The 11,953-nt window shown below is 43.6% G+C and carries 5 protein-coding genes and 4 rRNA genes; all 9 read right to left on the bottom strand.

Annotated features, from left to right (window positions below; translation table 11 throughout):
* Positions 1–20: 20 nt before the first annotated feature.
* Positions 21–1,574: ribosomal RNA gene (locus LG296_RS00255) — 16S ribosomal RNA — on the bottom strand.
* A 1,602-nt stretch (positions 1,575–3,176) separates the two neighbouring features.
* Positions 3,177–3,292: ribosomal RNA gene (gene rrf, locus LG296_RS00250) — 5S ribosomal RNA — on the bottom strand.
* 63 nt (positions 3,293–3,355) lie between these two features.
* A 23S ribosomal RNA gene (locus LG296_RS00245) occupies positions 3,356–6,278 on the bottom strand.
* Positions 6,279–6,485: 207 nt separating this feature from the next.
* Positions 6,486–8,039 (bottom strand): 16S ribosomal RNA (locus LG296_RS00240).
* Together the 16S, 23S and 5S rRNA genes form the textbook arrangement of a ribosomal RNA operon.
* Before the next feature lie 365 nt (positions 8,040–8,404).
* A complete protein-coding gene (locus LG296_RS00235; protein ID WP_181418117.1) occupies positions 8,405–8,674 on the bottom strand; it encodes a pro-sigmaK processing inhibitor BofA family protein in 270 nt (89 codons plus the stop codon).
* A gap of 65 nt (positions 8,675–8,739) precedes the next feature.
* Entirely contained in the window at positions 8,740–8,955 is a 216-nt protein-coding gene (locus LG296_RS00230; RefSeq protein ID WP_107937659.1) for a YaaL family protein, read from the bottom strand.
* A gap of 184 nt (positions 8,956–9,139) precedes the next feature.
* A complete protein-coding gene (recR, locus tag LG296_RS00225) occupies positions 9,140–9,736 on the bottom strand; it encodes a recombination mediator RecR (RefSeq protein ID WP_107937661.1) in 597 nt (198 codons plus the stop codon).
* Between the two features lie 12 nt (positions 9,737–9,748).
* The gene (locus LG296_RS00220; RefSeq protein WP_107937662.1) at positions 9,749–10,063 is read right to left on the bottom strand and encodes a YbaB/EbfC family nucleoid-associated protein; all 315 of its coding nucleotides are present in this window, start codon (positions 10,061–10,063) and stop codon (positions 9,749–9,751) included.
* Between the two features lie 87 nt (positions 10,064–10,150).
* Positions 10,151–11,926, bottom strand: a complete 1,776-nt coding sequence (gene dnaX / locus LG296_RS00215; RefSeq protein WP_107937664.1) for a DNA polymerase III subunit gamma/tau — start codon at positions 11,924–11,926, stop codon at positions 10,151–10,153.
* Positions 11,927–11,953: the final 27 nt, after the last annotated feature.

Raw genomic sequence — 11,953 nt, 5'->3', positions numbered from 1 at the left:
ATTCCGTTAATAATCCTTAGAAAGGAGGTGATCCAGCCGCACCTTCCGATACGGCTACCTTGTTACGACTTCACCCCAATCATCTGTCCCACCTTCGACGGCTGGCTCCCAAAAGGGTTACCCCACCGGCTTCGGGTGTTACAAACTCTCGTGGTGTGACGGGCGGTGTGTACAAGGCCCGGGAACGTATTCACCGCGGCATGCTGATCCGCGATTACTAGCGATTCCGGCTTCATGTAGGCGAGTTGCAGCCTACAATCCGAACTGAGAACGGTTTTATCGGATTAGCTCCCCCTCGCGGGTTGGCAACCGTTTGTACCGTCCATTGTAGCACGTGTGTAGCCCAGGTCATAAGGGGCATGATGATTTGACGTCATCCCCACCTTCCTCCGGTTTGTCACCGGCAGTCTCCTTAGAGTGCCCAACTAAATGATGGCAACTAAGAACAAGGGTTGCGCTCGTTGCGGGACTTAACCCAACATCTCACGACACGAGCTGACGACAACCATGCACCACCTGTCACCACTGTCCCCGAAGGGAAAGCTATGTCTCCATAGCGGTCAATGGGATGTCAAGACCTGGTAAGGTTCTTCGCGTTGCTTCGAATTAAACCACATGCTCCACCGCTTGTGCGGGCCCCCGTCAATTCCTTTGAGTTTCAGTCTTGCGACCGTACTCCCCAGGCGGAGTGCTTAATGCGTTAGCTGCAGCACTAAGGGGCGGAAACCCCCTAACACTTAGCACTCATCGTTTACGGCGTGGACTACCAGGGTATCTAATCCTGTTTGCTCCCCACGCTTTCGCGCCTCAGTGTCAGTTACAGACCAGAAAGTCGCCTTCGCCACTGGTGTTCCTCCAAATCTCTACGCATTTCACCGCTACACTTGGAATTCCACTTTCCTCTTCTGCACTCAAGTCCCCCAGTTTCCAATGACCCTCCACGGTTGAGCCGTGGGCTTTCACATCAGACTTAAAGGACCACCTGCGCGCGCTTTACGCCCAATAATTCCGGACAACGCTTGCCACCTACGTATTACCGCGGCTGCTGGCACGTAGTTAGCCGTGGCTTTCTAATAAGGTACCGTCAAGGTACAGCCAGTTACTACTGTACTTGTTCTTCCCTTACAACAGAGTTTTACGATCCGAAAACCTTCTTCACTCACGCGGCGTTGCTCCATCAGGCTTTCGCCCATTGTGGAAGATTCCCTACTGCTGCCTCCCGTAGGAGTCTGGGCCGTGTCTCAGTCCCAGTGTGGCCGATCACCCTCTCAGGTCGGCTACGCATCGTCGCCTTGGTGAGCCGTTACCTCACCAACTAGCTAATGCGCCGCGGGCCCATCCTATAGCGATAGCGTAAACCATCTTTCAACATTCCAACAGGAGAAGGAATGTATTATTCGGTATTAGCCCCGGTTTCCCGGAGTTATCCCCAACTATAGGGCAGGTTGCCCACGTGTTACTCACCCGTCCGCCGCTAACTTTAGAAAAGCAAGCTTTTCTAAAGTCCGCTCGACTTGCATGTATTAGGCACGCCGCCAGCGTTCGTCCTGAGCCAGGATCAAACTCTCCATAAAAGAGAAAATTTGATAAAGCTCAAATTTTGTGCTGGCATCAATTTTGATGTCCAAAATTTCGTTTCTCTAATTTAATAGAAGAAACTATGTTCATTAACGTTTTGTTGTTCAGTTTTCAAGGTTCGTGTTAATCTCTTTAATATCGACTTCCAATATTGTAACATCTCTAATTTGTTATGTCAACAATAATTTTCCCGCTGTTTTAAAAAAAGTAACTTTATTACTATAACACCACTTATATATAGATGTCAACAGTTTTAAATTATATCGATTAAATTCGATCGACAACTTTTTAATTCTATCAATAATTCATATCAAAGTCAATAACTTTCTTTCATTAATTGTATTTATTTGATACTCTTAAGCTGACAGTTAATAATATATCACTATAATAAACAGATTGCAAGTATATAGTAAGAAATTAATTTTAATTTTGTTTAGATTAGAACTCCCTCTAATATATCTATATAATATAAGCCTAATCAATTCCTATTCTTTGAAGGACGAGTAGCATTCAATAAATTAGAAAAGTATGACCTACTTAAAAATATTGCTAGATTATATATAACTTGTGTATTTGTTAGAAAAAATATTCTTACACTTTTATTATTAGCCATTTAGCTAATCTATGAAAATTACCTATTTATTCTCTTTTTATACTTTGTTAATATTTGTATAAATCATCTCACATTTTTAGCAAACGTTATCTCTCCTGTAATCTTAAAATTTCTATTGATCATATATGGAGGATTCAATGTTAAAAAGATTCATAACTGCAGCAATATCAGTTATTTTATTTGCAATATTACTTTCTTGGTATTCATATGTACCCAGTTCCCAGCGAGAAGCTAATGTTTATTATTTTGGTTTTTTTTGAGACATTTATCTTCGTTATACTATATGCGGGACCTATTTATTTCCTTGTAGGATTACCTCTCTCTATCTTGATAGACAATTTAGCAGGAAGATTTATCATTACTTCAAAATTATTACGTTATTTTATTAGTCTCGGAATATATTCATTAACAGGTATAGTTATTGGTGCTATTTTATTAATAATAGTTAATCAAAACATTTATTTTCCATTTTTAATATGCTGTTTTTTTGCATCTAATATTTATTTGCATATCTTCTTATTAGTTTCAAAAATAACAGTTAATCTTCAACCTAAAATATAGAAAGACCTGTTGTCTAAATTAAATTATTATTCCCACTGCATTCAATCCATTATTTCCTTCCATCCTTATTATATATATTGGCACCTAATAGCTACTGAGCATGAATTTATATTAGATGTTTCTTTCCACTATATTAATTAGATTTAAGGAAAAATAAAAAATTGTAGAAATATCTACGGTTTTTATACGACTAATTATGTCCTACTTTCAATTGGCCAACGAAGATGACAACTTCTTCAGCTATGTTGAGCCGACGCTCATGAATAAAGTACACCGCACTTTGTTCTCCTTGGTCCTCCCACTTCTCGAGGTTTTACTTCTGTATGTATTTCTCTTTCTTATACGCACTAATGAACCTTCGGTTTAATAATAGTTAGGGCTTTTTTGCATATAAAAAAACCACTGAACACTCAGTGGTTTAGTTGCCTAGCGACGTCCTACTCTCACAGGGGGAAGCCCCCAACTACCATCGGCGCTAAAGAGCTTAACTTCCGTGTTCGGTATGGGAACGGGTGTGACCTCTTTGCCATCATCACTAGACTATTTTATTGAAAGAAGCTTGTTCTCTCAAAACTGGATAAAGACATTGATTGCTTTCAAGATTTGGTTAAGTCCTCGATCGATTAGTATTCGTCAGCTCCATGTGTCACCACACTTCCACCTCGAACCTATCTACCTCATCGTCTTTGAGGGATCTTACTTACTTGCGTAATGGGAAATCTCATCTTGAGGGGGGCTTCATGCTTAGATGCTTTCAGCACTTATCCCGTCCACACATAGCTACCCAGCGATGCCTTTGGCAAGACAACTGGTACACCAGCGGTGTGTCCATCCCGGTCCTCTCGTACTAAGGACAGCTCCTCTCAAATTTCCTACGCCCACGACGGATAGGGACCGAACTGTCTCACGACGTTCTGAACCCAGCTCGCGTACCGCTTTAATGGGCGAACAGCCCAACCCTTGGGACCGACTACAGCCCCAGGATGCGATGAGCCGACATCGAGGTGCCAAACCTCCCCGTCGATGTGGACTCTTGGGGGAGATAAGCCTGTTATCCCCGGGGTAGCTTTTATCCGTTGAGCGATGGCCCTTCCATGCGGAACCACCGGATCACTAAGCCCGTCTTTCGACCCTGCTCGACTTGTAGGTCTCGCAGTCAAGCTCCCTTGTGCCTTTACACTCTACGAATGATTTCCAACCATTCTGAGGGAACCTTTGGGCGCCTCCGTTACCTTTTAGGAGGCGACCGCCCCAGTCAAACTGTCCACCTGACACTGTCTCCTGCCCCGCTAAGGGGCATGGGTTAGAATTTCAATACAACCAGGGTAGTATCCCACCGACGCCTCCCTCGAAGCTGGCGCTCCGAGTTCTCTGGCTCCTACCTATCCTGTACAAGTTGTACCAAAATTCAATATCAGGCTACAGTAAAGCTCCACGGGGTCTTTCCGTCCTGTCGCGGGTAACCTGCATCTTCACAGGTACTATAATTTCACCGAGTCTCTCGTTGAGACAGTGCCCAGATCGTTACGCCTTTCGTGCGGGTCGGAACTTACCCGACAAGGAATTTCGCTACCTTAGGACCGTTATAGTTACGGCCGCCGTTTACTGGGGCTTCAATTCAGAGCTTCGCTTGCGCTAACCCCTCCTCTTAACCTTCCAGCACCGGGCAGGCGTCAGCCCCTATACGTCACCTTACGGTTTTGCAGAGACCTGTGTTTTTGCTAAACAGTCGCCTGGGCCTATTCACTGCGGCTCTCATTGCTGAGAGCACCCCTTCTCCCGAAGTTACGGGGTCATTTTGCCGAGTTCCTTAACGAGAGTTCTCTCGCACACCTTAGGATTCTCTCCTCGACTACCTGTGTCGGTTTGCGGTACGGGCACCTCCCGCCTCGCTAGAGGCTTTTCTTGGCAGCGTGAAATCAGATACTTCGCTCATAAGAGCTCCCCATCACAGCTCAACGTTACAGGAAGCGGATTTGCCTACTTCCACGCCTTACTGCTTGGGCGTACTCAACCAACGGTACGCTTATCTTATCCTACTGCGTCCCCCCATTACTCAAACGGCGGGGAGGTGGTACAGGAATATCAACCTGTTGTCCATCGTCTACGCCTATCGGCCTCGACTTAGGTCCCGACTAACCCTGAGCGGACGAGCCTTCCTCAGGAAACCTTAGTCATACGGTGGATGGGATTCTCACCCATCTTTCGCTACTCATACCGGCATTCTCACTTCTAAGCGCTCCACCAGTCCTTCCGGTCTGACTTCAACGCACTTAGAACGCTCTCCTACCACGGAACATCTAAGATGTTCCATCCACAGCTTCGGTGAATCGTTTAGCCCCGATACATTTTCGGCGCAGCGTCACTCGACCAGTGAGCTATTACGCACTCTTTAAATGATGGCTGCTTCTAAGCCAACATCCTGGTTGTCTAAGCAACGCCACATCCTTTTCCACTTAACGATTACTTTGGGACCTTAGCTGGTGGTCTGGGCTGTTTCCCTTTTGACTACGGATCTTATCACTCGCAGTCTGACTCCCGTGTATAAATATCTGGCATTCGGAGTTTGTCTGAATTCGGTAAAGCGAGATGCCCCCCTAGTCCAAACAGTGCTCTACCTCCAGTATTCTCAATCACGAGGCTAGCCCTAAAGCTATTTCGGAGAGAACCAGCTATCTCCAGGTTCGATTGGAATTTCTCCGCTACCCACACCTCATCCCCGCACTTTTCAACGTGCGTGGGTTCGGGCCTCCAGTGAGTGTTACCTCACCTTCACCCTGGACATGGGTAGATCACCTGGTTTCGGGTCTACGACCACGTACTCATTCGCCCTATTCAGACTCGCTTTCGCTACGGCTCCGCCTTCTCAGCTTAACCTTGCACGTAATCGTAACTCGCCGGTTCATTCTACAAAAGGCACGCTATCACCCATTAACGGGCTCTAACTACTTGTAGGCACACGGTTTCAGGATCTATTTCACTCCCCTTCCGGGGTGCTTTTCACCTTTCCCTCACGGTACTGGTTCACTATCGGTCACTAGGTAGTATTTAGCCTTGGGAGATGGTCCTCCCGGATTCCGACGGAATTTCACGTGTTCCGCCGTACTCAGGATACACTCAAGAGAGAATGAACTTTCGACTACGGGGCTTTTACCCGCTACGGCGGACCTTTCCAGGTCGCTTCGTCTAACTCATTCCTTTGTAACTCTTATGTTGAGTGTCCTACAACCCCAAGAGGCAAGCCTCTTGGTTTGGGCTCTTCCCGTTTCGCTCGCCGCTACTCAGGGAATCGAATAATTTCTTTCTCTTCCTCCAGGTACTTAGATGTTTCAGTTCCCTGGGTCTGCCTTCAAGACGCTATGTATTCACGTCAAGATACTGTTCCATTACGAACAGTGGGTTCCCCCATTCGGAAATCTCCGGATCAAAGCTCACTTACAGCTCCCCGAAGCATATCGGTGTTAGTGCCGTCCTTCTTCGGCTCCTAGTGCCAAGGCATCCACCGTGCGCCCTTAATAACTTAACCTATAAAGATTAGTTACTGCTTTTCTTAAAAAGAAAAGACTTAAGAACTACACAATCAATTACTTGAATTTTGTTGCTTTCAATGTCGTTTTATCCAGTTTTCAAAGAACAAGTTTTGAAGTTTCATTACTGAACCTTCAAAACTGAACACAAAACGTTAATGTTGGTTTGACCTCAGAAGGTCAACCATTCCGTTAATAATCCTTAGAAAGGAGGTGATCCAGCCGCACCTTCCGATACGGCTACCTTGTTACGACTTCACCCCAATCATCTGTCCCACCTTCGACGGCTGGCTCCCAAAAGGGTTACCCCACCGGCTTCGGGTGTTACAAACTCTCGTGGTGTGACGGGCGGTGTGTACAAGGCCCGGGAACGTATTCACCGCGGCATGCTGATCCGCGATTACTAGCGATTCCGGCTTCATGTAGGCGAGTTGCAGCCTACAATCCGAACTGAGAACGGTTTTATCGGATTAGCTCCCCCTCGCGGGTTGGCAACCGTTTGTACCGTCCATTGTAGCACGTGTGTAGCCCAGGTCATAAGGGGCATGATGATTTGACGTCATCCCCACCTTCCTCCGGTTTGTCACCGGCAGTCTCCTTAGAGTGCCCAACTAAATGATGGCAACTAAGAACAAGGGTTGCGCTCGTTGCGGGACTTAACCCAACATCTCACGACACGAGCTGACGACAACCATGCACCACCTGTCACCACTGTCCCCGAAGGGAAAGCTATGTCTCCATAGCGGTCAATGGGATGTCAAGACCTGGTAAGGTTCTTCGCGTTGCTTCGAATTAAACCACATGCTCCACCGCTTGTGCGGGCCCCCGTCAATTCCTTTGAGTTTCAGTCTTGCGACCGTACTCCCCAGGCGGAGTGCTTAATGCGTTAGCTGCAGCACTAAGGGGCGGAAACCCCCTAACACTTAGCACTCATCGTTTACGGCGTGGACTACCAGGGTATCTAATCCTGTTTGCTCCCCACGCTTTCGCGCCTCAGTGTCAGTTACAGACCAGAAAGTCGCCTTCGCCACTGGTGTTCCTCCAAATCTCTACGCATTTCACCGCTACACTTGGAATTCCACTTTCCTCTTCTGCACTCAAGTCCCCCAGTTTCCAATGACCCTCCACGGTTGAGCCGTGGGCTTTCACATCAGACTTAAAGGACCACCTGCGCGCGCTTTACGCCCAATAATTCCGGACAACGCTTGCCACCTACGTATTACCGCGGCTGCTGGCACGTAGTTAGCCGTGGCTTTCTAATAAGGTACCGTCAAGGTACAGCCAGTTACTACTGTACTTGTTCTTCCCTTACAACAGAGTTTTACGATCCGAAAACCTTCTTCACTCACGCGGCGTTGCTCCATCAGGCTTTCGCCCATTGTGGAAGATTCCCTACTGCTGCCTCCCGTAGGAGTCTGGGCCGTGTCTCAGTCCCAGTGTGGCCGATCACCCTCTCAGGTCGGCTACGCATCGTCGCCTTGGTGAGCCGTTACCTCACCAACTAGCTAATGCGCCGCGGGCCCATCCTATAGCGATAGCGTAAACCATCTTTCAACATTCCAACAGGAGAAGGAATGTATTATTCGGTATTAGCCCCGGTTTCCCGGAGTTATCCCCAACTATAGGGCAGGTTGCCCACGTGTTACTCACCCGTCCGCCGCTAACTTTAGAAAAGCAAGCTTTTCTAAAGTCCGCTCGACTTGCATGTATTAGGCACGCCGCCAGCGTTCGTCCTGAGCCAGGATCAAACTCTCCATAAAAGAGAAAATTTGATAAAGCTCAAATTTTGTGCTGGCATCAATTTTGATGTCCAAAATTTTGTTTCTCTAAATTAATAGAAGAAACTATGTTCATTAACGTTTTGTTGTTCAGTTTTCAAGGTTCATCGTCATCACTTTCTTCAATGTGACAACTTTTATATCATACCATCTTACCAAATCATCTGTCAACAACTTTCTTCCAAAAGTTTTAACAGTTATTCAATCGACAGCTTTAACATAGTATCATTTACCGATATGAAAGTCAATAACTTTATTCATTCAATGATATTTTTTTACTGCGTCGTAATGACTTGTATTAATATACCATCATAATAATCCAATAGCAAGTAATTTAGCAAAAAAAATTATTGGAGTACTGTTAATACCCCAATACAAAGAATACCTGGTATACCTAGAATTGTTATTGTAAGAGCTGAAAACAGATTAACCGGCACTACCACATCGTACCCATCAACAATAATATGAGCTATGTATAATAGCGCAAACGAACAGGCAAGCTTAAACCAAAGAATCGCTAACTTTTCAAAAACTGCCCCAAATCCTACTTTTCTACCTATTAAAATAATAAAAAAGAGTAGCGCACTAACAACACCAATTGCTATGTATGTTGTCAACCATATCTCCCCTCTCGAATATCTATTCTTAGGAGCATATGCTTTTGCGGCTACCCTTAGTATGCTTATTTAATTAATATTTTTCGAATTCTTGCTTCTTTAAATAAATAAAAGTGAACACTTTCAGCAATTTTCCGATGTGCAATGACCTCTAAATCATAATCATCGACAAGATCTTCAATCACTTTAGCACTACTCCAGTCATCTTTTGTCTCTTTTATAAGATTGACTAGTCTTTCGTCAAATTCTCTCTTTAATTTCCCTTTACGACTGAATATCACACGACTCCACTCACCTTATACTAATATTACAGGACAATAACATCTATATCAGTTACTACTGTTGTATATATGTCCAGAACAAACTGTGTGCGAAAACATGTTATTAAAACTAATACAAAAGAGTGGGTTAACACCTGCAACAGATCTCATTATTTGAACTTTTTATAAGGAAACGAAAAATCCCTTATAATTCACGGCGTCCTTCCAATGCTTTTGATAATGTAACTTCATCAGCATATTCTAAATCGCCACCAACAGGTAAACCATGTGCGATGCGTGTTGTACGAATTCCAGAAGGTTTTACAAGACGAGATATATACATAGCTGTTGCTTCCCCTTCAATTGTTGGGTTCGTTGCTAAAATTAACTCCTGTACACGTTCATCTTGTAGTCGCGTAATTAATGAAGCTACATTAATATCCTCGGGTCCTACACCATCCATAGGCGAAATTGCGCCATGTAATACATGATAAAGACCTTGATAATCACGCATCTTTTCCATTGCAATCACATCTTTTGGATCCTGAACAACACAAATTGTTGATATGTCACGCTGTTTATCGGAACAAATTTGACATGGGTCTACATCTGTAATATGCCCACAAACCGAGCAATACATTAAATTTCTTTTTGCATCGATTAATGCCTTTGCAAAGGTTGATACTGTGTCTTCTTTCATAGTTAAAACGAAAAATGCCAGTCGGGCCGCAGTTTTCGGACCGATACCTGGCAATTTCATAAAGCTATCTATTAGCTTTGATATTGGTTCAGGGTAATACATTTATGATTCCTCCTAGAATGGAAGGTTTAATCCTTGAGTGAATTTACCCATAGTTGATGAAGTCGTTTCTTCTACTTTCTTTAACGCCTCATTTGTTGCAACAACGATTAAATCCTCTAACATTTCTACATCTTCAGGATCTACTACAGATGGATCTAATTTTACACCAAGGACTTCACGTTGACCGTTTAACGTAATTGTTACCATACCGCCACCAGCAGTACCTTCAAATTCCTTTGCATTTAACTCTTCTTGAGCTTCCATCATTTCTTTTTGCATTTTTTGCATTTTCTTCATCATACCTTGCATATTTCCCATTCCACGCATATTAAAATTCCTCCTAGTAATGTTTAAATTTAATTGTAATCAGCATGCAATAACAAAAATTCTAGCCATTGCATCCTGCTTTCTAAATTAATCTTCAACTACCTCAACAAAATCCTTGCCAAACATTTTCTCTGCCTCTAAAACTAAAGGATCCTCTGAAGCAATTTCTTGTGCATCGTCAATAAACGGTTCATCTTGGTCATCTCTTCCCATATCTGACTCATCATCGGAATTTTCCTTTTTCTGATTCAGACCATTTTCTTTAATGAAGTTCTGACGAAGAGTCATCCAATCATTTTCTGGAATGCACAATACTTCATACATGGTTCCTGTCATTTGAGATAGAGATTGAGCGAAAAAGCTTGTAAACTCTCTGTTTTCGGCAACCATTCGACAATGTATATCATACTTGAATTTTATCACAAATGCACTACTTGAAGCTGCAACAGGTTCTGCCTCAGCTAGCAATGCTGCTTGGGATTTTTGGAGCTGACTTAATGATTGCGCCCATGCATTTTTAATATTGTGAATATCTTGCTTTGTCGCACCCTTTAGTACTTCACGAATGCGTCCAATTGGTGCATTAAAGTTGTTTGATTTTGCACGAGGACGTGGGGCTTCTTTTTGCTGGCCTCCAGCATTTCCTTGTACTTGAACGCCATTTTGAAGCTGCATCGTTAACTGTTGGACCATTTTTTCAAGATTTGCTACTTTTTCATTCATTGCCGGATCTATAGCTACGGTGCCCATTTGAACTTGCGTACTAACTGCACCACTATTCGGTACTTGTGCCATCTTCAATAGAGCAGTTTCTAAATAGATTTTTGTATGATGAGAAAAACGCATTTCCTGTTGTGTTTTAGATAGTATATCGATATATCCGTAAAGTGTATCGGCACTAAATTCATGTGCGAGTTGAATAAACTTGTCCTCTGGAGATACAAGCTCCAGTAATTCTGTAAGCTCGTTACTTGTTTGCAGTAATAATAGGTCTCTGAAAAATGTAATTAAGTCCTCCGCTAGACGAAGTGGATCCTTCCCATCGGCAATTAGTTCTTCAATAGCTGTTAAGACCTTTGCTATCTCTCTTGCTTTTAGTGATTCCACTAAATCGTAAAAAATATCTTGGCTAATAGATCCACTTACAAGTAGCGCGTTGTCTAAAGTTAATGTATCCCCACTAAATGATACAACCTGGTCTAATAAACTTAAGGCATCACGCATCCCACCTGCAGCCGCTTGAGCGATGACTTTTAAAGCTTGCTCCTCATAGGGCAAGTTAATATCCTCTAAAACGACTTTCATTCGCTCTAAGATATCAGTTGAGGATAAACGTTTAAAATCAAAGCGTTGACAACGTGAAATAATCGTTGCGGGTAATTTATGAGGCTCAGTTGTTGCCAAAATAAATACTGCATGTGGAGGTGGTTCTTCTAATGTTTTTAATAGTGCATTAAAAGCACTTGTTGAAAGCATATGCACCTCGTCGATAATATACACTTTAAAACGTGCATTCGCCGGAGCAAATCTTACCTTTTCAATAATGTCGCGCATTTCTTCTACACGCGAGTTGGAAGCTGCGTCAAATTCAATTACATCTGGATGTGAACCCTCTGTAATACTTAAACATGTTGGACATTCGTTGCAGGGCTCACTTGCTGGAGCCTTTTCACAGTTCAATGCTTTTGCAAAAATTTTCGCCGTACTTGTTTTCCCTGTTCCACGAGGACCTGAAAAAAGATAGGCATGTGTTGTTTTATTTGCTAATAAAGCATTTTGAAGGGTTCTTTTTACGTGTGTTTGACCGGACATTTCACGAAAACTTTGCGGTCTATAAACACGGTAAAACGCTTGGTATGTCAACTTTTTTCACCCCTTCTTCTTTCCCTT

Source organism: Ureibacillus chungkukjangi (assembly GCF_044795995.1).
GTDB lineage: Bacteria > Bacillota > Bacilli > Bacillales_A > Planococcaceae > Ureibacillus > Ureibacillus chungkukjangi.
This window is presented reverse-complemented; position numbering and strand designations above follow the sequence as displayed.